Source organism: Endoryza foliicola, from assembly GCF_050589245.1.
Classification (GTDB): Bacteria; Bacteroidota; Bacteroidia; order Chitinophagales; family Chitinophagaceae; genus Endoryza; species Endoryza foliicola.
This window is the reverse complement of the sequence record NZ_JBOBEW010000007.1, coordinates 67,121-94,045: the sequence shown is the minus strand read 5'-3', so window position 1 is coordinate 94,045 and position 26,925 is coordinate 67,121. Positions and strand designations below refer to the sequence as shown.

Genomic DNA, 26,925 nt, shown 5'->3' with positions numbered 1-26,925 from the left:
ACCCACCTTAAGGACTTAGGAATGAAAAAAATAACCGTAATTCTCGCTTTCTTAGGATGCGGCTTGACTGGATTAAAAGCACAGGAGACGAAAATCCTATTGGATCCCCAAGCCAATTTTCAGCAAGCAAAAGAATACTATCAGCGTGAGCAATATAGCTTGGCCTATCCGCTTTTTCGCGACCTCGAATTATCGCAGCGCGAAACCGATCGCAGTAACCAGGCTCTGAACTATATCGAAATCAAATACTATAGTATCGTTTGCGGATTGAAGCAAAATGAACGAGGTGCAGCCGACAAAGCCACCGATTTCATTAGCTTGGAGGAGAATGATGCCCGCGTTCAAATGATGAGTTTTCATTTGGCTGAATACTATTTTCGCCAACAAGCTTTCACTAAATCGATTGAACTCTACGAAAAAGCTTCCATCGAACACCTGAGTAACAAAGAAATTGCAGAAAAGAAGTTCCATCAAGGGTATGGATATTTCACGGTTCAACAATACGACAAAGCCAAGCCTTTATTGGATGCTATTCGTCAAATGAAATCGGATCCAAACTATGAAGATGCCAACTACTACTATGGCTTCATTGCTTTTTATAGCAAGAATTATAAGGATGCCTTAGAGTCGTTTTTGGTAGTCGATAACCATCAAACTTACGGCACGGTTGCTCCTTATTATATCTCTGTGATTTATTTTATGCAGGGCGATCAAAAGAAAGCATTCGATTATGCTGAAGCAAAACTGAAGCGTGGCAATTTGGTTTATGAAAAGGAAATGCAACAATTGGTGGGTCATGGCTATTTCATGCAGAAAGAATATGCAAAGGCGCTTCCATTCCTAGAGAGTTATGTTGCAAAAGCTGAAAAACTACAACGTGAAGATATTTATGAGCTGGCGTATTGTCAATATCAGGCTCAGAGCTATTCAAAAGCAGTAGAAGGATTTAAGAAATTAGGTGGCAAAGAAGATTCACTGGCTCAAAGTGCTATGTATTTGTTGGGCGATTCTTACCTCAAACTAGGACAAAAAGCCAATGCCAGAAACGCCTTTTTGTTTTGCTCTGTAAATAGCAGTAACGAACAACAACGCGAAGTTTCCATGTACAATTATGCGAAGTTGTCGTTCGAATTAGGGTATCAAGACATTGCCATCTCTGAACTTCAGAAATTCCAACAACTCTATCCTAATTCTAGCTATACTGCGGAAGCACTTGAACTTCAGGTAAACTTATTGGCGAATTCCAATAACTATAAAGATGCCCTCGCCTTAATTGAAGGCATTAAAAATCCCACGCCACTGGCCAAGAAATCATATCCTAGAATTTATTATGGTAGAGCAACAGAGTTGATCAATGATGGCATGTTGGTTTCTGCCAATGAACTTTTGACTAGAGCCGAGTCACATCCCGATAATGCATCTGTTCTCCCTTTGGTTCAATTCTGGAAAGGTGAAATAGCCTATCGAACCGGGAAAATTGATGATGCCATTCGATATTATTTTGAATACCTGAAATCGGGCATGGTAAACGGTGAAGTGAATCCGGCCAATGCTAAATACAATCTAGGCTATTGTTTTCTGAAAAAAGAAAATTACAAGCAGGCCCAAGGATTCTTTGAACCCTTGGCGGGCACTCCTAAAATCAATTCTCCTTCAATGGAACAGGATGCTTATTTGAGAATTGCGGATTGTTATTACATGAACCGCGATTACAAGAAAGCGAAGTCAATGTATGATAAAGTGCTCGATTTTTCTTGGCCGGCAAGCGATTATGCTACCTTCCAAAATGCCATGATTGCGGGGATCTCTAGTTCCAAAGAAAAAATCAATTTGCTCAATGGAATTTCCCGGAAATATCCGACCAGTAGTTTGATTCCGGATGCTAATATGGAGATTGCTAGCAGCTATTTATCCAATGAACAGTTCAGAGAAGCCATACCATACCTAAAGAATGTTTTGACCGATCCAAATGGCTCTTTAAAACCAAAAGCTTATCTCCGTTTGGGAATTGCCTATTACAATGTTGACAATAATGCAGATGCCCTGAAACAATACAGTACCCTGCTGCAACAGTATCCCAATTCTCCCGAAGCCGAGGAAGCTTTGGAGAATGCAAAAGTGATTTATGTTGAAGAAGGAAAATCAACAGAGTATGTAAACTTTGCTCGCAATATGGGCAAAGAAGTGAGCAATACGCAAGAAGAAGAATTAGCCTATAACGAGGCGGAAGTACAATTCAATAATGGCAATTTTCCAACCGCTGCTAAGAAGTTTGAAGACTACTTGGCCAAATACCCAAATGGAAAATACTCCTTGGAGGCTTTGTATTATAAGAGTGAGATCTACTTCAATCAAAAAGATTGGGCGAAAGCTTCCGCAGGTTATGAAGCCTTAGGCGATCGTGCCCCCAATAAATTTGCAGAAAAATCTTTACTTACAGCAGCTCGGTTGAATTTCTTTGACTTGAAGAACTATGAGAAAGCAGAGAAATACTTTGGTTTGCTAAAAGAATTCGGGTCCACCCAAGAAAATAAAATGGAAGCCATGCGCGGGCTGCTGAGAAGTCAGTTTCAATTGAAAAAATGGACTGAAGCAACGGCCAATGCACAGGAACTCTTGGCACAAAAGAATGTTGGAACCGACGACCGCGTGTTAGCTAATTTGGCAGTAGCTCGATCTTACCAAGCTTCCGGTAACTATACCGACGCTATTACAGCTTATCGCAACGTTGCCTCTTTGAGTAAGGCTGCCTATGGTGCCGAAGCGCGCTATGAAATCGCCAACTGTCAATTCATTCAAAATCGTTTGGGTGATGCTGAGAAAGCAGCATTCGAAACCATTAATAAATCGGGCTCCTATGAAGAATGGGTAACCAGAGCCTATTTACTGCTTGGTGATATTTACATGAAACAAAAAGACTATTTCAATGCGAAGGCTACCTATAAGAGTGTAGTGGACAATGCCAAAATCGAATCCATTCGATTGGAAGCAGAACGCAAGTTGTCTGAAGCTACTGCTGCTGATGCAAATGGAAATTCAGGAAACCGCTAAACCATTGTAGAACCTTAGAATTATCAGTATGAACTATTCAATAAAGTCAACCTTACTCGTTAGTTTAATGCTTTGCGGAGCTATTATAAGTGTTCACGCGCAAGATACTTCCAAAAAGAAAAGCATTGACATTACCTCTACTTTTAAACCTGTTTTGAGAGAGGCGGCAAAAATTAATTTCAATGCGGCACCACCTCAAACAGATAGTAATAAAACTGCCTTAAAATATTCAGTTCCCAATCAGCAATTATCATTCAATTATCAACCTGCAGAACTAAAGCCGGTGGCGTTGGCTGTAGATACTTCCAATAAATGGGAATCTAGTAATTTTATTAAAGTAGGAGTGGGGAATGTGCACCTGCCTTTCGTAAAAGCAGGCTTTAGCTTTGGAGATGGGGTGCGTTCGAATTACAATTTATTTGCTCAGCACTACAATTCAAAAGGAAGCCTCCCATTTCAGAAACACAGTTTAACCAGTGTTGGCGCCGAAGCTTCTTACATGAATCTGAAACACAGAGAGTGGTCCGGTAATCTGGGCTTTGCCAGCGATAACTATTACTTATATGGATATCGACCCACTACCTTGGTGTTCACTAAAGACCAATTGAAGCAACGCTTTCAAACCATTTCAGGAAAAGTTGTATTTAGAAACACGATTCCTACTGAATATGGTTTGAATTACCGTCCTTCTTTATCTGTAAATGTTTTCAATGATCAGCACAGTTTAAAGGCGAACGAAAGCAATACGGTGTTAGATCTTCCATTAGAAAAGACCTTCGGTCAGTCTTTCGCTTTCGATTTAGGTGCTACTGCCGATTTAACCAGCTACACCAAGAAAACCGTTTCAGGCAAAACCACAGTTCAGAATAACTTATTTTATATTTCACCGGCTGTAATTTTCAAAACGCCTAATGTTTTTGTTCATGCCGGCATTCGTCCCTCTTGGGACAACAAAGTGTTTACTATGTTGCCTAATGTAATGGCCGATTTCAGTACCACCGATCAACGTTTTGTGTTTCAACTAGGTTGGATTGGATATTACAACAAAGGATCTTATCAACGTTTTTATGGAATAAATCCTTGGCTAGCCCAGCCCGATTCACTCCTAAACACCCGCGTACAGGAACGCTATGCCGGATTCAAAGGGACAATCAAAAACTTTACGTATTCAGCGAAAGTTGGCTTCCAACAATACCGAAATATGCCTTTGTTTGTAAATGATGCCGTTGACGGTAAAACTTTTGTGGTTCGTTATGAATCGAAAATGGAAGTACTTCAATTGCATGGAGAAGTTGGCTACACCCGTGGGGAACAGTTCTCCGTTACTTCTAGTTTGAATTTTAACCAGTTTACCAAGCTGCAAAAAGAAGCGAACGCATGGGGGATGTTGCCAATTGAATTCAATACCAATTTAAGATGGCAACTGATGAAGGACCTATGGTTGAAAACAGATGTTTTTATGTTCAACGGAGCAAGATATAGAGCCGCCAATGGTGATTCATTCAAAGGCGACGGTGCGGTTGATTTGAATTTGGGTTCAGAATTTAGAATCACTAAAAACTTTAATCTTTGGGTGCAGTTCAATAACGTATTTAACAACAAATACGAGCGATGGAATCAGTACGAAGCCTATGGATTCAACTTCCTGGGTGGTATTACCTACTCCTTCAATCAAAAGCCTGTGAAAAAGTAACCTAAAAGCTGGGATAACTTCTTTTTTCGGTTCCTGTAATTTTGTGTTGTTTCGCAGAAGATTATGATAGCACTTCTATTACAATACCTGCGTCAAAAACAACAATTGCCCATACCGGGTATTGGCAGCATTGTAGTAGAACGCGTACCTGCTCAGACCGATTTTGTGAACAAACAAATACTTCCACCAAGCTATCATTTACGGTTCGATAAATATTTCGATTCGCCGGATAAGGACTTTTTTTCTTTCCTGGCAGCTCACTCTAATTTGGCCGACTTTGAAGTGATGAAATGGTACAACGAATGGGCGTATGAGCTGAGGGCTAATATCAAACCTCAAATAGGACATACGGTGGAAGGATTAGGATCGTTCACCAAAGATGAATCCGGAGATATTCAATTCAAACCGGCTTTCAATTTAGTGCCTTTCTTACGCCCGGTTGTTGCAGAACGGATCATTCAAAGCAATGCAACACATACCGTACTTGTTGGTAATACCTCTAAAGAATACACCACAGAGGAGATCATGAACATGCCTCCATCTGATAGTGATAGTAAAGAAGTCAATTGGCAACGGATTGCTTGGATATTGGCCTTGATTGCACTCGTTTTCTTACTATGGCATCTGTTCAATCCAACCGGTAACCCAAGTCCAACGGGTATCCGATACTAAGCCCTGTTATTTCCCCTTATTTATGTTTCTTTGCATTCTATGAGCAATCGCATTCATTATATTTCTTGTCCTGCTTGTGCAGCAACCAATCTGTCATTGGCCCTAAAAGCTAAAGATTATACAGTTTCCGGAGAGGTGTTTGAAATTTACGAGTGCGCCAACTGTCAGTTGCGTTTCACTCAAGATGTTCCTGATGCAGCCGCCATTGGACCCTACTACCAATCTGATAGCTACATTTCTCACACCAATACCAACAAAGGGTTGGTCAATAAGCTGTATCATAGAGTTAGAAGCATTACGCTCAATCAGAAGGCGAAATTGATTGAAGCAACATCTAAGAAGTCGACCGGTACTTTGCTCGATATTGGCTCCGGCACCGGAGCATTTGCGGCCCATATGAAAATCAAAGGTTGGCGTGTTACCGGTTTGGAACCAGATGCATCAGCCAGAAGCATTGCTGCTGCCACTAATAAGATTCAACTACTGGAATCAGGAGAATTATTTCAGTTGCCGGCAGGTTCTTTTGACATTATTACGATGTGGCATGTATTGGAACATGTGCACGACTTGGATGCATATTTAGCTCAGATCAAAAAATTACTTGCTCCCGGTGGATGGTTGTTAGTTGCGGTTCCCAATTATACTTCTTTTGATGCAGGCCACTATGGTGAATATTGGGCGGCCTATGATGTGCCGCGTCACTTGTATCATTTTTCTCCCGAATCAATGAAGGAGTTGACCAAGCGTTTTCAAATGATAGTAAAAGATATCAAACCAATGTGGTTCGATAGTTTTTACGTGAGTTTGTTGAGCGAAAAATATCAATTCAAAAAAAGCAGCCTCTTGAAAGGAGGCTGGGTGGGACTTCTATCGAACTACCATGCTTTCAAAAAGAAAAACACCTGTAGTTCACAAATATATTTGATTCAAAATCATTAAACTGACGCTGCTTTTTAAGCATTGAAATTCAATATTATTAAAACTTGATTTCGAAAGCGGTTGGCCATTTTTTTCCGGTAACCAAGAAATTTCCCGTTTGCGGGTCACGCGCTATTCCGTTCAATTCAAATTCATCTTCACCATTTGGATAAATTTCGTTTATCAAAGCAGTGAGGTCAAGTTTACCAACTACTTTTCCTGTTTTGGCTTCAATTTTTAAGATGAAAGGAGTTTGCCATCTGTTCGCATAAATATAGCCATCCACATATTCCAACTCATTGATGTTTCCTATTGGTTCTGAATTATCGGTTACTGATACAGTGTAGGCAACCTGAAGCGTTTCCGGATTCAAAAACAAAAGCGTATTCGAACCATCACTCATAATTAGGTGCGTAGAATCGTGTGTGAGTCCCCAACCTTGTTGACTGGGAATTTCGAATGTTTTTAATTGTTTGAAGGTCTTAGCGTCGTATACGAAACCGGTTTTAGAGGTCCAGGTGAGTTGATAGAGTTTGCCGTTAAAGAAAGTAATGCCTTCTCCAAAATACTTTGATTTGTCGATGCTAACCTTGGTAGTCACTTTTCCGGTTTTCCGGTCAACGATTCCGAATGCTGAAGGGTAGGGGCTGCTGTCCATATTGCCGCCGGAGCTTTCAAATAATTGATTTTCATGAAATTCTAATCCTTCTGTGAAATAGGCGGTATCATGGGGATGTCTGGCAACAATACTATAACTGATCACAGGGGCATAATTGGAAGCAATAGCCGGCGTTTCAGGTGAAGCGGGTGTTCCGGGTGTTCCGGGTGTTTCGTTGCAACCCGCTAGCGTTGCGAGTACCAAGCTACTGAAAATGAACGGTTTAATCATTTTGTAAGTGATTGAAAATCAAAGTTAAATCTATTTCAACGGCTTCAAAAGCAAATTATGGATAAATTTTAGTGAAGATATTTTGATTTACTAGCTTTTTTTTATTGTTTTATGCTCGCTTATCGTCTGAACACCGCCCTATTTTGATCTCACCCTATACATTGGCGGCTCATCTATAAGTCCCCACATTCGTATTTCCCCTTTAGAACTGTATTTCACAGCATTACCTCTTATTGTCCAAAAATCTGTTTAACCACCATTCAATCCACTTTGGAACACATGTTCCTATGCTGTCCCGTGAATCATTCCGATTCATCCATTCCTGTTGAAGAAACAAACCACACCTATGTAACCGCCACAAAAAGAAGCAGTTACAATGAAACAAGTTTGTTTATTAATCTTCGTATCGGTATTGAAGGCAACCGGGCTATTGGCTCAAACTTCCTGTGCCACTGCGGAGTATTATCAAATAGCAATAAAAGCGGATCCCTCCTTGGTGGGTAAAGCAACCTACGCTCGGGGAACCGCAACATCCATAGCATTGGATCAAACAACCACCAATGGCAGCGTTTCGAACGCAGCTCTTTCTATTATTAAGATTCCGGTGGTAGTGCACGTATTGTACAATACCGACGCACAGAACATTTCCGACGATCAGATCAAATCACAGATTGTAGCGTTGAATCAGGCATTCAGACATCAGCATGCCGATACCGGAATGGTTCAAGCCATGTTTAAATCCTTAGTAGCAGACACTTATATTGAATTCGAACTCGCATCTACCACTCCAAAAGGGTATGCTACTTCAGGCATCACTCGCAAAAAAACATCTAATGCTACTTTCGGAATGGATGATAAGATTAAGTTTAGTAGCCAAGGTGGTGAAGACGGCTGGGACAGTGAGCACTATTTGAATATTTGGGTTGGAAACTTGGTTGGCGGTGTGAATGGATATTCAAGTGTGTTGGGTGGCGATAAATTGAAAGATGGGATTGTACTCAATATTTCGGCTTTTGGTGTAGGGGGCTCAGCGGCTTCTCCAACCAACAAAGGAAGAACAGCCGTGCATGAAGTAGGGCATTGGTTGGGATTGAAACATATTTGGGGAGATTATTATTGTGGTACCGACGAAGTAGACGATACGCCTCAGCAATCAGCAGCTACCAGAGGTTGTGCATCAGGAACTGTAACCAACACTTGTAATGGTGTAACCAATGCCATTATGTACAATAATTACATGGACTTAACCTACGATGCTTGTACCAATATGTTCACCATTGGTCAGCGTACAAAGATGAGAGCCTTGTTTGCAGAAGGAGGTTTGAGAAACAAAATGTTGCAAACATCTGCATTGTCTGGATCAACGACCGTAGAACCGATTCAAACAGTTAGTTTAAGTACTTCTGTAAAGCTTTATCCTAATCCAACCAAATCGCAACTAACCATTGAGGTAAGTGGGATTGATTTTTCTTCTGGAACTATTGCTTCTATTTACAACACCATGGGGCAATTGGTACAGCAGGTAACTATTCGATCGCAGATTACTGCTGTAAATTTGGTGGCTACCAAACCAGGTATGTATGTGATCAAGTTTGCCAAACAGCCCAATTCTTACAAGTTTGTGGTGAATTAAAACCGGCTTTTTATTTGTGGAATAATAAAGGGGGATAGTGTTACTATCCCCCTTATTGTTATGTTCAACGATGAACGATTATAAGTGAATGGCTTCGCCGTATGCAACTTCAATAGCATCTTTCACACTTTCACTGATTGTTGGGTGCGGATGAATGCTATTCAATACTTCATGGTAAGTAGTTTCTAACTTGCGAGCGGTTACAGTTTGAGCAATGATTTCAGTTACATTGTAACCAATCATGTGAGTACCCAACCACTCACCGTATTTCGCATCGAAAATTACTTTCACGAAACCTTCTGTATGTCCGGCAGCAGAAGCTTTACCCGAAGCACTTAAAGGGAATTTACCTACTTTAATTTCATATCCCGCTTCTTTTGCTTGCTTTTCAGTGAAACCTACTGAAGCAATCTCAGGCACACAATAAGTACAACCCGGAACATTGCCATAATCCAATGCCTCAGGAGCATGGTGGTATTTTTTCTCGTTGTATCCAATTGCTTCTACGCAAATGATGGCTTCTTTGCTAGCAACGTGCGCAAGAGCTTGTCCCGGAGCGCAATCACCAATGGCATAGATGCCCGGAATATTTGTTTGATAGTATTTGTCTACTACTAAGCGACCTTTTTCAGTTTTGATACCGTTTTCTTCTAATCCAATTCCTTCGATGTTGGCAACAACACCCGCAGCGCTCAACAACACATCAGCCTCAAGAGTAACATTACCGTTAGCTGTTTTAACAGTGGCTTTTACTCCTGTACCCGAAGTATCTACAGCAGTTACTTCTGCATTGGTCATGATGTCGATACCGTATTTCTTATAGGTCTTCTCCAATTCTTTAGAGATGTCTTCATCTTCTACCGGAACAATGCGCGGCATGAATTCAACAATGGTAACTTTTGTACCCATACTGTTGTAGAAATATGCAAACTCAACTCCAATTGCACCGCTTCCAACCACGATCATCGACTTTGGTTGTTGTGGCATTACCATTGCTTCACGGTAACCAATGATCTTCTTTCCGTCGATAGGCATCGCAGGAAGTTGACGCGCACGTGCACCTGTTGCAATGATGATATGTTTACCTTCAACCACTTCTTTGGTTCCGTCGGCTTTTGTAACTTCAATTTGACCCTTGGTTTTGATCTTGCCAAAACCCATGATCACATCGATTTTATTTTTCTTCATCAAAAACTGAACACCTTTGCTCATTTTATCGGCAACACCACGACTGCGCTTCACTACAGACTCAAACTGAGGCTGTCCACTCGCTTCAATACCATACTCTTTCGCGTGTTTAATATATTCAAAAACCTGCGCACTCTTCAACAATGCTTTGGTAGGAATACAACCCCAGTTAAGGCAAATTCCACCCAGGCTTTCTTTTTCAATAATAGCAACTTTGAAACCGAGTTGAGACGCACGGATCGCTGCTACATATCCGCCGGGGCCACTGCCCAATACAACTACATCGTAGGCCATAGTTCGAATGAATTTTAATTTTTTGCGCAAAAATTGCAGCTGCGAAGCTAACACAGAATGGGTAAATTGTCAAAACAAGTTAGGCAGACCCGTCCAGCGGTCTTTTCGCTTGATTGTTAATGAATTGAAGGGGAATTCTGTTGGCAATTCTGATCGGCATACATCAATGCAAAAATCATGTGGAGCGAGCAGTCCATTTTCATTAAACCCCATCACTTAAAACCTAACGCCCAACACCTAAAGCCCAAAGCCTAATGCCTAACGCCTAACGCCCAAAGCCTAATTCCCTACCTAATAATCGTCACCGATCCGGTAAGTTTAGGCTCATTGTTTGTCCGTAAATCAATAACGTAGTAGTAAACGCCCACAGGAAGCGGCTTTCCGTTGCTCGTGCCATCCCAAGGTTTGGGGTATCCCGAACTGGTGTATACCACTTGCCCATAACGGTTCATCACCTGGGTCACCGATTCAGGGAAGAATTCAAGTGGTTCTATGACCCAGGTATCGTTGATGCCATCCCCATTGGGGGAGAAGATATTTGGGATCAGTACTTTGTCGTATACTTTCACAAAAACAGTATCGATATCTTCACCACACCCTAAATTAGAAACCGCATGTAGGTAATAGAATTGACTTTGAGGCGGATTCACTTTTGTAACCAAACGATCGGGTTGATCGATGTTTTGCAAGGGCGTCCAGAAATAGCGAATATCATTACCGGCAATTTTTCCGGTAATGGTAGCCGGAAAACCTATACGGGTTTTGCGGTCAGGTCCTGCATCTGCAATGGGTTTACGCCAGATATTTACGCGAACACTTGCTGTATCAAAACAACCATATTCGTTAAATATAATGAGCTTATAAACGGTAGTATCGTTGGGTTTTGCAATGGGATTGGGAATGGTATCATTGCTTAGGGTGGCCGCCGGCGACCAACTATACCTCGTTCCCCCCGAAGCCCGCAATTGAACGGATCCGCCTTCGCAAACTGACTGAGTGGGACCCACTGTAACATGAGCGGCAGGGTAAATGATAAGGTTCGTAGAATCCTCATCAGCACACCCATTATAGTCAGTAACTTTTACTTTATACCAACCCGTATTGGTAAACTGTACGTTTTTTAATTCCGGTCCTTGTACGTTGGATGTAAATCCTGAAGGACCGGTCCAACTATAAAAACTTCCTCCAGCCGCATACAAACCTATTGTAGAACCATAACATCCGAATACATAATTGGTAACTTGAGCATCGGGCTGTGATACTACAACGGTGATATCGTTCGATGCCAATCGGCACGATATATTGTTCAAATTGGGGCCGTCGGCCACCAACATTCTATAAGTATATTGACCAATATCGCTCGGGGGGCGCAAATATTGATTCGAATTGGCACTGGGAATATCGGTCCAAGTAGTGCCACCATTCATACTAATTTGCCATTGATAATTTGGATTTGCATACACTCCCGGAGTAACATCGGCTTTCAAGACATAGGACTTATTGGCACTTTTACAGGCCACTATAAAGCTCGTGTCTGCAGCTGCAACTGTTGCTGTGATTTTTGCTCCGCAGGGTCTAAATGTGATATCATCTAGGGCTAAATCATTTCCACAACCACCGGGCGCATTGTTGCGTAACCGAATTACAACTTCAGGTGTGCCGGGCGGGGAAACGAAAAATGCGCCGTATTGTCGCCAAAATGCCGGGTTTTCTGCTGGAAGATCTCCCGAGTTAACCGTGGTGAGTACCGTTCCTGTAACGGTCTCCACACTAAAAGTGAGATTCGGACGAATGCCATTGCTTCCGCATGCCTCCGGTTTTAGTACATTTTTAACCCAAGCTGCAAATTCATAGTTGGTATTTGGGCAAAGCCCGCGAATGGTATCTACGTAAAAATCGCCCGGTGTAGCAGAGGCATTCACTAACATATAATATCCGTTTGCATCATTGGGTGTGTGATCACCGGCAAGGGTATGCCACGATTGTCCAAAACAAGCAAACGATAAGTTCTGAAGACTGTATTGTCCATCATTTGGACAAGAGGAAGGAGTATATGCATAGGTAGTAACACCGGGAGGTAAGGCAGGGCCCGCACCGGAACCGGCTCCAAAAGTGATATGTACAACCGGATCACCCAAACTTCCTGAACACAATTGTGCATTCGCAGAAACTCCGGCTATCAATAGCAGTATGAACAGGAAAGGCGCTGTTTTCATTAGTTACACTCCGTAATTCGACATTTCAAAAATAACCATTTGGCACCTAACAGCGGTTAGGTTTCCTTATCTTTGCCCACTTATTTAACAATACGTATCTTTTTCATTATAAGTTTTGTATATGTCAACCTTAACAGCTCAACTTCAGGAAACAACCGCCTTTATTAAAGGTATTTACCCTCATACGCCCGTTGCCGGAATAGTGTTGGGAAGTGGACTAGGTAATTTTGCAAATGAAATAGATATTGAAGCTGAGATTGATTACAAGGACATTCCACATTTCCCTGTTTCAACAGTAGAAGGGCATAAAGGCAAGTTGATTTTTGGAATCTTAGAAGGAAAGAAAGTTGTGGCCATGGCCGGACGCTTTCACTTTTACGAAGGGTACACAAGTCAGGCAGTTACGTATCCCATTCGAGTAATGAAGTTTTTGGGAATTCAAACACTCCTACTATCGAATGCGGCAGGTGGTGTAAATCCTGATTTTAGAGTAGGTGATATCATGATCATTAACGATCATATTAGTTTTGGTACCGCAAACCCTTTAATTGGTAAAAATGAAGAAAGCATGGGGCCTCGTTTTCCCGATATGACCGAGCCCTATAGCCACAAATTAATAAACATTGCAAAAACCGTAGCTGTTTCAAACAATATTAGTGTGAAAGAAGGGATCTATTTTGTTGTAACAGGCCCAACTTTTGAAACAAAAGCTGAATACCGAATGATCCACAAGTTAGGCGCTGATGCAGTGGGCATGAGCACGGTACAAGAAACGATTGTAGCTGCACACATGGGATTGCCAGTTTTTGCGATGAGTGTAATTACGGACATGGGATTGGGCGATCATGAAAAAATTACACACGAAGAAGTTTTGATTGCAGCGAAGGCCGCTGAACCTAAATTGGCCACTATTTTTAAGGGGATCGTTGCATCCTTATAATTGATTTAACGAACTTATAAACCCAAGCCAGCGGCTGAATGCGTATTTTTGATTTTTGCAAAAAGATTCTATTGAAGAACATTCACGTACTTATTGGAATATTCTTTTTTGCAGTGGCTTCTTTGCCGCTGCATTCTTTTGCTCAAATAAGAGGATTGCAAGGAGCCGCAGGCAGAGTAGGGAATTTTGGAAGAGGGGCTACCTCCGGTAAGGCAGATAGTTTGCAACACCGCACAGGAATGGAAGATTCGATAACCATCAAATTCCGATATTTCGATTCCAGCAAAATGACGGTTTTTGATTCCAGTATCATCGATTTTACACGAAGAGTTCCTCAAAAATGGACACAGGTCAATTTGGGCAACTCTGGTACTGCAACCGAAGAACGGTTTTTTAGCCCCTTGTACAAAGCTGGATGGGATCATGGTTTTCATTCTTTCGATGTATATAATTTTACGCTTGATCAAACAAGGTTTTATAATACCACACGCCCCTACACTGAATTAAATTACTTACTGGGAAGTGTATCTGAACAAATGATTGGTATTTTGCATACTCAGAATATCAAGCCCAATTGGAATGCTGCTTTTCAATATCGACTGATCAATTCACCGGGAACCTTTCAAAATCAGAATTCAAATCATAACAACTATCGGTTCACTTCTTGGTATCAATCGCCCAATAAACGCTATCAAAACTTTTTAGTACTCTTAGGGAATAAGTTGATGGTAGGGGAGAACGGTGGTATTAAAACAGATGAAAACTATTTAGACAGTAGTTCTTATCTCGACAATCGTTTTGTGATTCCTACTAAAATTGGAGCAACAAGTTCCGGTGCTCGTAATTTTTTTACAACAAATATTCCAACCGGGTCCTATTATACCAATGCTACCTATTTGTTCAGGCAACAATACGATTTAGGTCAAAAAGATTCAATTGAGGTTAACGACTCTACCACCATTCGATTGTTTTACCCCCGTTTGCGTTGGGAGCATACCATTTCATACAATACCTATAATTACAGATTTACAGACATAGCTGCCGACAGCGCTTATTATAAAAATACGTTCAATATTGATGTGGCATCGGGTACTACAAAAGTTTTTCGGAGAGATATGTGGAAAGAGTTATTGAATGATGTTTCTATCTATCAATTTCCGGATGCAAAAAACTCATTGCAGTTTTTTAAAGTTGGGGCTAGCTTTCAAACCTTACAAGGGAATTTCGATACAGGCTTAGTAACCAAATCGTTCACCAATATTTGGCTGCACGGCGAGTACCGTAATAAAACGCGTAATAAAAAATGGGACATTTTCGCAAAAGGCGCGTTTTACCTCAGTGGCTTTAATTCAGGCGATTACAATGCTCAAGTGAATTTGCAAAGATTGGTTTCTGATAAGTTTGGTTATGTAACACTTGCATTCGAAAATGTGAATAGAACACCCTCCTATACATTCGAAGGCATGAGCAGTTTCTATCTGTCATCAACTGTTCAAACCTTCAATAAAGAGAACCACACTAAGTTTTATGCTGCAATTGATCGTCCAAAGAAACGATTGAAATTATTTGCACAATACCAATTGCTGAATAATTATACTTATTTCAAAAACTATTTTGAAGCTGCACAAGAGACCGGTTTGTTTACCGTGTTACAAGCAGGAGTGGAGAAAGACTTCAAACTGGGTAAGAAAGGATGGCATTGGAGAACTTGGATCCTTTTACAACAGAAAGCCGGCAATGCGGAAGTGAATTTACCCTTGATTAGCACCCGCAACCAATTTGCATACGATGGAAACTTAGGATATAAGAACTTAAACTTGAGCGCGGGACTTGAGTTCCGTTATTTTACAGCTTACAAAGCCAACAACTACTCACCGGTTTTGGGGCAGTTTTTCTATCAAAACACAGAGACCATCAAAATGCGTTTGCCCGAAGTTACAGGCTTTGTTCATTTCCGCATTCGGAGCTTCACCTTCTATATTCGTTTCGAGAACTTGAATGCGCTGAACCCCGCCACGGGCACTTTCACCAAAAACAATATCCTCTTAGGCAGTTACCCAAGCCCCGGAATGCTCATTAAAATAGGTGTTTTCTGGAGCTTCGTGAACTAATAATCCAAGCAAGTTAACCAAGGAAATTGCACTAAACTTAATCTAAACCATCAGTTCTCAATACTTTAAATTTCTTCCTCGCCTCCTCCTTCCTCCCTCCTCCATCTTTGTATTTCCTCGCTCCTCGCTCCCCGTCTCCTCGTTCCTCTTCTCCTCGTTTCCTCTTCTCCTCTTTTTCCTATTTGTTAAAATCAACCCCCACCCATTTGAACTCTGCCAATTTGTACTAATTTTGCCTTGAAATGAAAAAAGCCCTGCTTTCCATATTGGCCGTTTTGTACCTCACCATCACCAGTGGATTGGTAGTGAATTGGCATTATTGCATGGGCCGATTAGCATCCATCGACTACGGCGCTTACGAAAACAAAGTTTGTGGTAAGTGTGGGATGAAAGACAAAAAGGGTTGTTGCGAAACAGAACACCAATTCTTGAAAGTTGACGATGCACATCAGTTAGTAAAACTTCAATTCGAGTTCAACGCATTTGCTATTGAAGCGCCAAAATACGCGGCGCTTACACAACAATACATTCCTCAAGCAGATCAGTTTATAACGTATCAATCCCATGCACCACCTAATTTGGAGCTAAATAAACTGTATCGTTCCATTAATGTTTTTAGAATTTAGTAGAGACTGTTCAATCGAAACAGCCTCACTATTATTTATTATTCTAAAAACATTTTATATGAAAATCTTAAGTTTTGTAATCACATTATCATTCTTCTTCGTAAGCAACTCTTTCGCACAAAAGTCTGAAACCATTCCTGTGTCAGGAAATTGTGGCATGTGCAAAAACACCATTGAGAAAGCAGCAAAGTCAGCCGGTGCAACAACCGCCACTTGGGATAAAAACACTAAGAAGCTTAATGTAACTTATAGCGCAAGCACTAATGCGGAAAAAATCCAGAAAGCTGTTGCAGCAGCTGGATACGATACCCGCGATTTTAAAGCAAACGATGCCGCTTACGAAAAGTTGCCTTCTTGCTGCCATTACGATCGTTCCGGCAATGCATCTAAAGCGGATGCCAAGCACGATAATCACGAAGCTCATGACGCCAGTAAATGCACAAAAGAGAATTGCAAAGAGTGCGGTGATCATGCAAAAACTGCTTCATGTTGCGCCGATGGTAAATGCACCGACAAATGTGAAAAAGTAGACGGTAAGTGCAAAGACATGGCCGCCTGCAAAGACAAATCTTGCTGCAAATCTTAATTCAAACCTCCTAAACATTATAGGATGAAAAAAAGAATAGGGAGTATCGGCTTTATGCTGATACTCTTCTTCCATTTGCATGCGCAGCAAGCAAAAGACTCCACTGTTCATTTTTGGGTGAATGGCCTTTGCGATATGTGTAAAGACCGAATCGAAAATGCAGTGAAGAAAAAAGGCGTGTCTGTTGCAACATGGGATGAAAACACAAAAGAAATCACAATCAGTTACGATCCTTCTAAAATCAAACTGATTCATTTACATCAATGGATTGCCAATGTTGGTCACGATACCAAGCTTAGAACAGCAACCACCACCATGTACAATAGTTTGCCTGAATGCTGTAAGTACCGCGATATGGATAAAGCTACACACGACGGTGAAGCCGAATCGGGCCATAATGATCACGCAGGTGATCAACCAAGTATTGTTAAAGGGGTGGTACTAAAAGAAACCGGTAAAGGTGCATTTGTTCCGCTCTTAGGAGCAACGGTACAATGGATCGAAAGTAAAGAAACGGTTTTGACCGACTCTAACGGGGTTTTTAAAATACCCATGCTTGGAGTTGGAAAAGAATTGGTGATCAGTTATACAGGATTAAAATCTGACACCTTGGTTATTACAGATGCGAAAGATCTGAAAATGGTAGTGGTGTCGGGAACAATGTTGAAGCAAGTTGAAGTAACGGCCCGTCAACGTTCCTTGTACAGTTCCAGTGCCAGTATCATGCGAACACAAGTGATATCGGAACGAGAACTGTTCAAAGCCGCTTGTTGCAACTTAAGTGAGAGCTTTGAAACCAATCCTTCTGTAGAGGCAAACTACAACGATGCCATCACAGGAACCAAGCAAATTCAAATGCTGGGTCTTAGTGGAGTATACTCGCAACTTACCGTAGAAAGCATGCCTGGTCCGCGTGGATTGGCTACCGCATCCGGACTCGGGTTTATTCCCGGGCCTTGGGTTGAATCGATTCAAATAAGCAAAGGTGTGGGATCTGTTGTTAACGGTTTTGAGAGCATTACAGGACAAATTAATGTAGAATTGAAGAAGCCGGAAAAGGCAGAACGACTTTTTGCAAACGCCTATGTGAATGATATGGGGAAAGCCGATTTCAATCTCGACTTGGCTCATAAAATTTCCGGTAAATGGTCTACTGCTTTACTCTTGCATCATAATTTCATGAACAATACCATGGCTGATGCAAATAAAGATGGATTTCGAGATATTCCTACCGGTTATACTTCTACATTTCAGAATCGCTGGAAATTCGATAACGGAAAAGGATGGATGGCACAATTTGGTGTGAAAGGTTTGTGGGATGATAAAACAGGAGGGATGACCGATTTCAATCCTAAAACTGATCAATACTCTACACATCATTACGGTTTTGGAATCAATACCGTTCGTTGGGAAGGATTCAGTAAACTAGGATATGTATTTCCCGAGAAGAAATACAAGAGTATTGGCTTGCAAGTAGCGTACAACTATCACAATCAAGGAAGTTATTTCGGTCAAACACGTTACGATGCCAAACAAAACGGACTCTATTCCAATTTGATTTACCAATCTATAATTGGAAATACCAACCATAAGTTTAGAACCGGGCTCTCTGCTTCTTCCGACAAATTCGAAGAATTCTTCAGAAGTACTCCCTACAACAGAACAGAAAACATTGCCGGTGCATTCTTTGAGTACACCTACTCTTACTTAAATGAGTTCAATGTTGTGGCTGGAATACGCGCCGATCATCATTCTATTTACGGAACATTTTACACACCCCGTTTGCATGTTCGATATGAACCGGTAAAGGGATCAGTGTTAAGAGTAGCAACAGGAGCAGGAAGAAGAACCGTCAATGTATTTGCAGAAAATATGGGCGCGATGGCATCGAGCAGAACTTGGTTAACGAACGGGTTATATCCCTTTCAGCAAGAGAAAGCATGGAATACCGGTTTTACGTTTGATCAAAGTTTTCAATTGTTTCAGCGCAATGCCAGTTTCAGTGCTGATTACTATTACACCCAATTCAAGGATCAAGTTGTGGTGGATATGGAAAACCCGACCCTTCTTCAGTTTTATCAGTTAAGAGGTAAGTCTTATTCTCATAGTGCGCAAGTTGAATTGTCATTTGAGCCATTGCCCAAATTGGAAATGCGGTTGGCTTATCGTTGGGTGGATGTAAAAACGACGTACAACAGTGGATTATTGGAGAAACCTTTGGTGGCCAGAGACCGAGCCTTCGCCAACATTGCGTATGAATGGAAGCGTTGGAAGATCGATGCTACCGCCAATAGAGTAGGGCAGAAACGGATCCCGTATAGCAGTAGTCCCGAAGCTACACAAGAGCGCTCACCGGCCTATGTTATTTTCAATGCGCAGCTAACACATGCTATTGGAAAGAAAAAAACGTTCGATTTATATATAGGTGGAGAAAACCTATCCAACTATTTTCAAAAGAACAGCGTCTTAAGTGCAGCCGACCCCTTTGGCCCCAATTTCGATGCGTCCTTGGTTTGGGGTCCGGTGTATGGAAGAATGTTTTATGCGGGGTTCAGATATAAGATCAAGTGAATTAATAATTAAGAATGAATAATTAAGAATTAATAATGAGTGGTTTAGAGGCGAATTTTTCCGGTTTATCAGGAACTACGGCCCAAAGCCTAAAGCCTAAAGCCTAACGCCCAACACCCCAACTCAACATATTATCCCTCTGAAACTACTAATCTCCCCTCGCCATTGCGAGGGGATTCTTATTATCAGCCCAACCCCAAACCCCAAAGCCAAACGCCCAAAGCCCAATACCTAAAGCCTAATACCCAACCCCATTTTCCCCACTCACCATTAGTGTCTTCTCAAATAAAAACGTATATTTGTCTAAATATTAATTTAGACATATCTAAAAATTGAGGCATTTTCTTTTCATATTATTCATGGCATTCATTGTAAAAGGGGCCGCACAGTCAGTAAAAGTGATTGATAGTGCAGATGCCAAGCCTATTCCTCATGCTACTGTTTCGTTGGGTAGGGATGGGGTGAAGACTTCTGAACAAGGAATTGCTTCTAGTAATTCGTGGTTGGGTAAGGAACTGCGTATCAGTGCGGTTGGTTATGCAACAAAATTCTTGCGCATTGAAGCAGGAGAGAACTTAGTTGCACTAGTAAAGCAACCTACAGCCCTTGATCCGGTTGTGGTATCGGGAACATTAAAACCGGTACTCCGATCTAAAAGCCCCATTGCTGTTTCTTTGATCTCCGGTACCCAATTCAAAAAAATTGCAAGCAATACGGTTTTTGATGCCTTGCAATTGGTAAATGGTGTTCGGCCACAAGTAAATTGTAACGTTTGCAATACGGGAGACATCCGTATTAACGGGATGGATGGCCCCTATACCTTGGTACTCATCGACGGTATGCCGCTAATCAGCAGCTTGGGGGCTGTTTATGGACTGACTAATATTCCTGCCTCTTTGGTAGATCGAATAGAATTGGTAAAAGGTCCGGCTTCCTCTCTATACGGATCAGAGGCAATGGGGGGAGTGATCAATATCATCACGAAAACAGCAGCTAAAGCGCCAAAACTATTTACTGAACTAAATTCAAATTCTTGGGGTGAAACTTCATTGGAATGGGCAGTAAAAACCAAACTTTCGACGAACCTGAATTTGCTAACAGGAATGAATACCTTCTTATTCAATAATCGAATTGATAAGAATGGAGATGGCTTTACAGATTTAAGTCAACAAAAAAGAGCAGCCGTATTTACAAAGTTAAATGGTTTGAAATCGCAATTCTTGGTACGTTACATGTACGAAGACAGATGGGGTGGGCAAACCAATTGGTCAAAAACTTGGCGAGGGTCTGATAGCATATATGCTGAAAGCATTTACACTTCTCGATTGGAAGTATTGGGAGATCATCAATTTTCAACCAAACTTCCTTTAAAGCTTTCCGGGTCTTATGTAATGCATAAGCAAAATTCATTTTACGGTACCACATCATTTATCGCTTCGCAGCAAACAGGATTTCTTCAATTAGTAAGTAATAAAACTGGTAAGCGTTTCGACTACTTATTGGGTACAGCTGTGAGGTTCAATGGATATGACGACAACACTTTACTTACTAAAGATAGCAGCACCGGCAAATCGATACCTACCCAAGACTTCATCCCGGGTGCATTTGCACAATTGGAATGGCGGCCGACTGAAGCCCTTACACTTTTAGCAGGTGCTCGAATGGATTATCATCCGGTTCATGGATGGGTGTTTACTCCACGTTTTGCGGGAAAGTGGAACATCAATGAGTTGAACACCGTTCGGTTTTCAACCGGAATGGGTTTTAGAACGGTGCAAGTTTTTACAGAAGATCATGCGGCACTTACCGGTGCGCGAAAAGTGGAATTTAAAGAAGCCTTGAAGCCTGAACGCTCCACCAATATTTCTCTTCAATACACCAAAACCTGGAGTACGAACTGGGGTTGGTGGGAGTGGGAATCCAATTTTTGGTATTCCATATTCAGTAATAAAATCATTCCTGATTACACAACCGATGCGAATAAAATCATCTATGCAAATAATCAAGAGGGTGTTTATTCAAAAGGAATCTCAACGAGTCTGGAAACAGCTCCCATACCTGAATTGAGATTTAATATGGGAGTAACCCTTCAGGATATTTACCAGAACAAAAATGATAGAAGGGAGCGATTGATGTTTACTGAAGCTTGGAGTGTGAATGCCGGACTGAGCTATTATCTCAACAAGCAGTTCACGTTCGATTATTCTTGCTGGGGATATGGAGGCATGCGATTGCCTTTACAAAATAACTTAGATCCAAGGCCTGCCTATTCAAAGCCTTATTCGATTCACAATATTCAGATAAGTTATAAGGCAAGAAAAGGTGTTGAGTTTTACTCAGGCATTCGAAATCTGTTCAATTGGACCCCTGCTATAGAAACTCCCTTCCTTATCGCCCGTGCCAATGACCCTTTTGATAAGCAAGTTTCATGGGATCCCGGCGGCCAGCCACTTGCTACCCCTAACAATCCCTATGCACTTACCTTCGATCCCAATTACGTCTTTGCTCCAAATCAAGGTGTCAGAATATACGCAGGTTGCAGAATAAGTATCAATTAAAAAGTGAGCGAACGATTTTTTATTCCGCTATATACATTGCGTAACTTCCTCAACTTTTTCCTTTGCGTCTCATTCCGCAGCGAAGCTGCGCCTAAAGCCTAAAGCCTAGCGCCTAAAGCCTAAAGCCTAGCGCCTAACCCCCGCTGCCTACAAATATTGTCATTTTCCAAAATTCCTCGTACCTTCGGGGTAATGCGGAAAGCGCTTGGCATATTCTTTCTAGTAATTTACTCCTTCTCATTCTCTGAGTTTCATCAGTTAATGAAGATTCCCGCATTCATTCAACACTACACCCAGCATTCGAAAAATGACCCTTCTCTCTCGGTTTTGGATTTTATCAAAATTCACTACAAAGGTATTTTCGAGGTGGACGATGATTACCAACAAGACCAACAGTTACCGTTCAGAAGTTCAGATTGCATGGTCTACTCCGTAAGTATTTGTGAAGCTCCCGTACTCTTTTTTGAGGTGAGCCCAAACCCTCCAGTTATACAGAAACAAATCTTCCCACACGATGAAAGCGCCGAGCATTTGGCATGCTTGCGTGATGTTTTCCAACCTCCAAGACTAGCCTAATACCATATTGATTCATCGTATTTTCTTTTTAGGCTAAATAAATTTTCATGTTAAATAGAATAATTCGCTTTTCCATCGCGAACAAGCTGATTATTGGTATTCTAGTGCTTGCATTAGTTGGGCTCGGTATTTATGATTTACAACGACTACCCATTGATGCGGTGCCCGATATTACCAATAACCAAGTTCAGATCATAACCGTTTCCCCCTCTCAAGCAGCTCCGGAAGTAGAGCGATTGATTACATTTCCCATCGAGCAATCGGTGGCAAGTGTGCCGGGCATCAAAGAGATGCGTTCTTTCTCTCGTTTCGGATTAAGCTTAGTAACCGTTGTATTTGATGATGCCACAGATGTGTATTGGGCTCGTCAACAAGTCACCGAAAAACTGAACCAAGTAAAAGATCAAATTCCGGCAGATGCAGGCAAACCGGAACTGGCACCTGTTACCACGGGCCTTGGTGAGATTTTTCAGTACGCTGTACGTCCGAAAAAAGGATACGAAGGCAAGTACAGTGCCATGGACCTTCGAACCATACAAGATTGGATCGTACGTCGACAACTCTTGGGAACTCCCGGAGTAGCTGACGTGAGTAGCTTCGGCGGTTTCTTGAAACAATACGAAGTAGCAGTTTCTCCCGACAAACTCAAAAGCATGGGCGTGAACATCAAAGATGTTTTCAATGCCTTGCAAGGGAACAATCAAAATACAGGTGGTGCTTACATTGAAAAGGGTCCCAATATTCTATACATCCGAACAGAAGGCTTGGCCAAAAGCATGGCCGATATCGGAAGTATTTTCGTGAAGCATACCACTAATGGTATTCCTGTTTTTGTAAGAGATGTTGCCGAAGTAAAACTAGGTACCGCTGTACGTTATGGGGCCATGTGTTTCAACGACCAAGGTGAAGTAGCCGGCGCGGTTGTAATGATGTTGAAGGGAGCGAATTCTTCTAAAGTAATTAAAGATGTAAAAGACCGCATAACCCAAATCGAAAAAACACTGCCTGAAGGCGTTACCATTGAACCGTTTTTGGATCGCACTAAAATGGTTAACAATGCTATTGGTACAGTAAAGCAAAACTTGCTAGAAGGCGCTTTGATTGTGATTTTCGTTTTGGTGCTTTTCTTAGGTAATATAAGAGCCGGTTTAATTGTGGCTTCCGTTATTCCCTTGGCAATGCTCTTTGCAATCATCATGATGAATTTATTTGGCGTATCCGGAAACCTGATGAGTTTGGGGGCGCTCGATTTTGGATTGATCGTAGACGGTGCCGTAATCATTGTAGAAGCAGTGATGCACCGACTCTATCACAGTAAACAATTCTCCGATATAACTAGGGTTTCCCAAGAAACGATGAATGCTGAAGTAGAGCACTCTTCCGGAAAAATGATGAACGCTGCCGTATTTGGACAAATCATCATTCTCATTGTGTACCTACCTATTCTTACCTTGGTAGGTATTGAAGGAAAAATGTTCAAGCCCATGGCTCAAACGGTTTCCTTCGCATTAATTGGCGCCTTTATATTATCTCTTACCTATATTCCGATGATTAGTTCTTTGGTGCTTAATAAAAAGATTAATCATAAGGCAACTTGGGCCGACAAAATGATGACGGCCTTGGAAAAATGGTACACCCCGTTATTAAAATTCGTCCTAAAAAATCCTAAAACCTTTATTGGATCAGCCGCAGTATTACTCGCAGTGAGTATTTGGGTGATGACAACCCTTGGAGGCGAGTTCATTCCCAAATTAGAAGAAGGCGATTTTGCCGTTGATACTAGACTACTTACGGGTAGTTCCCTTACCAATACCATTGAAGTAACACAAAAAACAGCGCATATACTTTTAACTCGCTTCCCAGAAGTGAAAAAAGTTGTTACCAAGATCGGTTCGGGGGAAATTCCAACCGATCCCATGCCTGTAGATGCATCTGATATGATGGTAATTTTGAAAGACAAGCATGAATGGACTTCAGCCAAAACATTCGATGAACTCGCAACAAAAATGAGCACTGCTTTGGAAGAAGTACCCGGAGTAACCGTGGGTTTTCAGTTCCCTGTTCAAATGCGCTTTAATGAGTTAATGACCGGAGCTCGACAAGACGTAGTTTGTAAAATATTTGGAGAAGATCTTGATTCCTTATCGAAATACGCCGGTGCATTAGGTGAAATGATTAAAAAAGTTGATGGTACTGCCGATTTATATGTTGAAGCAGTTACCGGCCTGCCACAAATAGTGGTTGATTACAATCGTGAGGCAATGTCTCGTTTCCAATTGTCCATCACCGATGTCAATCAAATTGTAAAAGCAGCTTTCGCTGGGGAATCTGCTGGAATGATTTATGAAAATGAGCGACGTTTTAATTTAGTTGTTCGGGTAAAAAGCAACGAACGCAAGTCGTTGGATGATATTCGTCAATTACTGATTCCTACGCCAACCGGTTTGCAGATTCCTTTGAGTGAAGTAGCCGATATTCAAATTAAAGACGGACCTAACCAAATTCAACGAGAAGAAGCAAAGCGACGAATTGTTGTAGGATTCAATGTTAGAGGAAGAGATGTAGCATCAATTGTTTCAGAACTTCAAAAGAAAGTGGATGCAAATTTGAAGATGAGTCCCGGCTATTATGTAACCTACGGAGGCCAATTTGAGAATTTGGTTCAAGCAAAAGCACGTTTGTCGATAGCTTTACCGGTGGCCCTCTTGCTTATTTTTATCATGTTGTATTTTGCATTCGGGAATTTCAAATACGGCCTACTCATATTTTCTGCCATTCCGCTTTCAGCGATCGGTGGAATCTTTGCTCTGGTATTTCGTTCTATGCCATTCAGCATTTCAGCAGGTATTGGTTTTATTGCCCTATTTGGTGTAGCAGTGTTGAACGGTATTGTATTGATTTCCGAGTTCAATCGAATGAAAAAACAAGGTATTCAAGATCTGAACTACATTGTTTTGGAGGGAACCAAACTTCGCCTACGTCCTGTATTGATGACTGCTGCAGTAGCTTCACTTGGATTCTTGCCCATGGCCCTCAGCAATGGCGCCGGTGCCGAAGTACAGAGGCCTTTAGCAACGGTTGTAATTGGAGGACTTATTACGGCAACCATTCTTACACTTCTTCTATTACCATTGCTTTATACTTTAATAGAAAAGAAGCATTTTCATATGAAAGCCGATAAAACAATCGCCACAATACTTGTTTTGTTTTTGACTTTGCCTTCTTTCGCTCAAGAACAAAAACTGAGTTTGGATTCAGTTGTTGCTAGAATAGAACGAGAAAACATTCAATTGAAGAGTATTCAACAACAAGCTGCCTATTGGAATGAACTAAGTAAACATGTTTTTGAAACAGCTCCTACCCAACTGGGGCTGGAATACGGAAACATCAACAGTGCATTTTCAGATACGCGCTTTTTTGTGAATCAGACCTTTCAAGCGCCGGCTGTGTACAATCGACAAAAACGTTTGTACGAATCGCAGTTCAATCTTACCAAGGCTGATGAAGCGTTGGCACTTCATGCCATTAAAAAAGAGGCATCATTGGTTTTTTATCAATTGGTGGACCTCGAAGAAAGAATGAAATTGATCGTACAGCTCGATTCTTTGTATTCAAATATCTTGAAGGCTTCTTCTCTTCGTTACAAAACAGGTGAAACCAATTTGTTGGAAAAGGCCAATGCTGAAGTTGCTTTGCAGCAATTAAGATTGCAAGCTTCTCAGTTGCAAACTGATTTCAAGAAAGCGCAATTGCAATTGAAATACTTGATGCATGCGAACTATGTGGTACAACCCGAGTATAGTAAAGCAGTTTATCCAACCGCAGTATCAATTGAGTGGAATGGCTCCCATCCTTTAATTGCACGACAAGAACAACAAATTGCCTTGTTGAAGTCGCAACAAAAAGCTGAATCTTCTCTGTTACTGCCGCAGTTTTCGCTAGGTTACAGTAACCTTTCTATCAAAGGTTGGCAAAGCCCCGATGGAATCAATCAGAAGTACTACAGTGCCTCCAATCGGTTCAATATTGCCTCCGTAGGAGTAGGACTTCCCTTGTTTACAAAAGCAACACGAACGAAAATTGCTGCTACCAATCGCTTGATTGAAGGAGCAGTTTATCAAAGGCAATTGCTTGATAGTGCTCGAAGTACTCAATATCAACAGGTGTTTCAGCAATATGTGCAATCCAATTCGGAGATTCAGTATTACGAATCTTCCGGATTGAAACAAGCTGATCTGTTGTTAAAAACGGCTCAAATTGCTTTTCAGCAAGGAGATATTGGATATGCCGAATGGGCTTTGCACATGCAACAAGCCCTTCAGATAAAAGTTGGATATATCAATGCTTTGTCGTTGAACAATCAACAAAAAATAGAATTGAATTATTTAAACGGAATGAAATAA

Annotated in this window: 16 protein-coding genes; 13 read left to right on the top strand and 3 right to left on the bottom strand. The window is 41.4% G+C overall.

From position 1 onward, the window contains the following. Nucleotides 1–21: 21 nt before the first annotated feature. The 4 genes from ACQ2HE_RS15825 to ACQ2HE_RS15810 all read left to right on the top strand — a co-directional run bounded on the left by ACQ2HE_RS15825 (nt 22) and on the right by ACQ2HE_RS15810 (nt 6,355). Entirely contained in the window at nt 22–3,051 is a 3,030-nt protein-coding gene (locus tag ACQ2HE_RS15825; RefSeq protein WP_430896880.1) for a tetratricopeptide repeat protein, read from the top strand. A 28-nt stretch (nt 3,052–3,079) separates the two neighbouring features. Further along, nucleotides 3,080–4,744, top strand: coding sequence for a TonB-dependent receptor (locus tag ACQ2HE_RS15820; protein ID WP_430896882.1), 1,665 nt, complete (start codon nt 3,080–3,082; stop codon nt 4,742–4,744). A 63-nt stretch (nt 4,745–4,807) separates the two neighbouring features. Next, nucleotides 4,808–5,416, top strand: a complete 609-nt coding sequence (locus ACQ2HE_RS15815; RefSeq protein WP_430896884.1) for a hypothetical protein — start codon at nt 4,808–4,810, stop codon at nt 5,414–5,416. A gap of 39 nt (nt 5,417–5,455) precedes the next feature. Next, nucleotides 5,456–6,355, top strand: a complete 900-nt coding sequence (locus ACQ2HE_RS15810; protein WP_430896886.1) for a class I SAM-dependent methyltransferase — start codon at nt 5,456–5,458, stop codon at nt 6,353–6,355. A gap of 37 nt (nt 6,356–6,392) precedes the next feature. Here ACQ2HE_RS15810 and ACQ2HE_RS15805 read toward each other — a convergent pair whose 3' ends face one another. After that, on the bottom strand, nt 6,393–7,223 hold the full coding sequence (locus ACQ2HE_RS15805; RefSeq protein WP_430896887.1) for a glutaminyl-peptide cyclotransferase: 831 nt from the start codon (nt 7,221–7,223) through the stop codon (nt 6,393–6,395). A 376-nt stretch (nt 7,224–7,599) separates the two neighbouring features. Here ACQ2HE_RS15805 and ACQ2HE_RS15800 point away from each other — a divergent pair, with 376 nt between their 5' ends. Next, nucleotides 7,600–8,856 carry a M43 family zinc metalloprotease gene (locus ACQ2HE_RS15800; protein ID WP_430896889.1) on the top strand — a complete coding sequence of 419 codons (1,257 nt, stop codon included), beginning with the start codon at nt 7,600–7,602 and terminating at the stop codon, nt 8,854–8,856. 78 nt (nt 8,857–8,934) lie between these two features. Here the strand turns inward: ACQ2HE_RS15800 and lpdA are convergent, their stop codons facing one another. Together lpdA and ACQ2HE_RS15790 are read right to left on the bottom strand one after the other, a co-directional pair. Continuing rightward, entirely contained in the window at nt 8,935–10,338 is a 1,404-nt protein-coding gene (gene lpdA, locus ACQ2HE_RS15795) for a dihydrolipoyl dehydrogenase (RefSeq protein ID WP_430896891.1), read from the bottom strand. 287 nt (nt 10,339–10,625) lie between these two features. Continuing rightward, nucleotides 10,626–12,554, bottom strand: coding sequence for a gliding motility-associated C-terminal domain-containing protein (locus ACQ2HE_RS15790; RefSeq protein ID WP_430896893.1), 1,929 nt, complete (start codon nt 12,552–12,554; stop codon nt 10,626–10,628). A 121-nt stretch (nt 12,555–12,675) separates the two neighbouring features. Here ACQ2HE_RS15790 and ACQ2HE_RS15785 point away from each other — a divergent pair, with 121 nt between their 5' ends. The 8 genes from ACQ2HE_RS15785 (at nt 12,676) to ACQ2HE_RS15750 (ending at nt 26,925) form a co-directional block, all read left to right on the top strand. After that, a complete protein-coding gene (locus tag ACQ2HE_RS15785) occupies nt 12,676–13,494 on the top strand; it encodes a purine-nucleoside phosphorylase (protein ID WP_430896895.1) in 819 nt (272 codons plus the stop codon). Nucleotides 13,495–13,565: 71 nt separating this feature from the next. Continuing rightward, nucleotides 13,566–15,605 (top strand): putative porin, encoded by a 2,040-nt coding sequence (locus ACQ2HE_RS15780; RefSeq protein ID WP_430896897.1) that lies wholly within the window; start codon nt 13,566–13,568, stop codon nt 15,603–15,605. 242 nt (nt 15,606–15,847) lie between these two features. Next, nucleotides 15,848–16,231, top strand: a complete 384-nt coding sequence (locus ACQ2HE_RS15775; RefSeq protein WP_430896899.1) for an HYC_CC_PP family protein — start codon at nt 15,848–15,850, stop codon at nt 16,229–16,231. Between the two features lie 58 nt (nt 16,232–16,289). Continuing rightward, on the top strand, nt 16,290–16,817 hold the full coding sequence (locus ACQ2HE_RS15770; RefSeq protein WP_430896901.1) for a heavy-metal-associated domain-containing protein: 528 nt from the start codon (nt 16,290–16,292) through the stop codon (nt 16,815–16,817). 24 nt (nt 16,818–16,841) lie between these two features. Continuing rightward, nucleotides 16,842–19,388 carry a TonB-dependent receptor domain-containing protein gene (locus ACQ2HE_RS15765; protein ID WP_430896903.1) on the top strand — a complete coding sequence of 849 codons (2,547 nt, stop codon included), beginning with the start codon at nt 16,842–16,844 and terminating at the stop codon, nt 19,386–19,388. A gap of 359 nt (nt 19,389–19,747) precedes the next feature. Next, on the top strand, nt 19,748–21,946 hold the full coding sequence (locus tag ACQ2HE_RS15760) for a TonB-dependent receptor (protein WP_430896905.1): 2,199 nt from the start codon (nt 19,748–19,750) through the stop codon (nt 21,944–21,946). Nucleotides 21,947–22,207: 261 nt separating this feature from the next. Then, nucleotides 22,208–22,522 (top strand): hypothetical protein, encoded by a 315-nt coding sequence (locus ACQ2HE_RS15755; RefSeq protein ID WP_430896907.1) that lies wholly within the window; start codon nt 22,208–22,210, stop codon nt 22,520–22,522. Nucleotides 22,523–22,569: 47 nt separating this feature from the next. After that, nucleotides 22,570–26,925, top strand: coding sequence for a CusA/CzcA family heavy metal efflux RND transporter (locus tag ACQ2HE_RS15750; protein WP_430896908.1), 4,356 nt, complete (start codon nt 22,570–22,572; stop codon nt 26,923–26,925).

What these genes read in the sequence shown, in the direction of transcription:
- ACQ2HE_RS15785 (WP_430896895.1), top strand. Translation starts at nt 12,676, where the DNA reads ATGTCAACCTTAACAGCTCAACTTCAGGAAACAACCGCCTTTATTAAA.
- ACQ2HE_RS15790 (WP_430896893.1), bottom strand. Translation starts at nt 12,554, where the DNA reads ATGAAAACAGCGCCTTTCCTGTTCATACTGCTATTGATAGCCGGAGTT.
- ACQ2HE_RS15775 (WP_430896899.1), top strand. Translation starts at nt 15,848, where the DNA reads ATGAAAAAAGCCCTGCTTTCCATATTGGCCGTTTTGTACCTCACCATC.
- ACQ2HE_RS15800 (WP_430896889.1), top strand. Translation starts at nt 7,600, where the DNA reads ATGAAACAAGTTTGTTTATTAATCTTCGTATCGGTATTGAAGGCAACC.
- ACQ2HE_RS15770 (WP_430896901.1), top strand. Translation starts at nt 16,290, where the DNA reads ATGAAAATCTTAAGTTTTGTAATCACATTATCATTCTTCTTCGTAAGC.
- ACQ2HE_RS15805 (WP_430896887.1), bottom strand. Translation starts at nt 7,223, where the DNA reads ATGATTAAACCGTTCATTTTCAGTAGCTTGGTACTCGCAACGCTAGCG.
- ACQ2HE_RS15810 (WP_430896886.1), top strand. Translation starts at nt 5,456, where the DNA reads ATGAGCAATCGCATTCATTATATTTCTTGTCCTGCTTGTGCAGCAACC.
- ACQ2HE_RS15765 (WP_430896903.1), top strand. Translation starts at nt 16,842, where the DNA reads ATGAAAAAAAGAATAGGGAGTATCGGCTTTATGCTGATACTCTTCTTC.
- ACQ2HE_RS15815 (WP_430896884.1), top strand. Translation starts at nt 4,808, where the DNA reads ATGATAGCACTTCTATTACAATACCTGCGTCAAAAACAACAATTGCCC.
- ACQ2HE_RS15755 (WP_430896907.1), top strand. Translation starts at nt 22,208, where the DNA reads ATGAAGATTCCCGCATTCATTCAACACTACACCCAGCATTCGAAAAAT.
- ACQ2HE_RS15750 (WP_430896908.1), top strand. Translation starts at nt 22,570, where the DNA reads ATGTTAAATAGAATAATTCGCTTTTCCATCGCGAACAAGCTGATTATT.
- ACQ2HE_RS15825 (WP_430896880.1), top strand. Translation starts at nt 22, where the DNA reads ATGAAAAAAATAACCGTAATTCTCGCTTTCTTAGGATGCGGCTTGACT.
- ACQ2HE_RS15760 (WP_430896905.1), top strand. Translation starts at nt 19,748, where the DNA reads ATGGCATTCATTGTAAAAGGGGCCGCACAGTCAGTAAAAGTGATTGAT.
- ACQ2HE_RS15820 (WP_430896882.1), top strand. Translation starts at nt 3,080, where the DNA reads ATGAACTATTCAATAAAGTCAACCTTACTCGTTAGTTTAATGCTTTGC.
- lpdA (WP_430896891.1), bottom strand. Translation starts at nt 10,338, where the DNA reads ATGGCCTACGATGTAGTTGTATTGGGCAGTGGCCCCGGCGGATATGTA.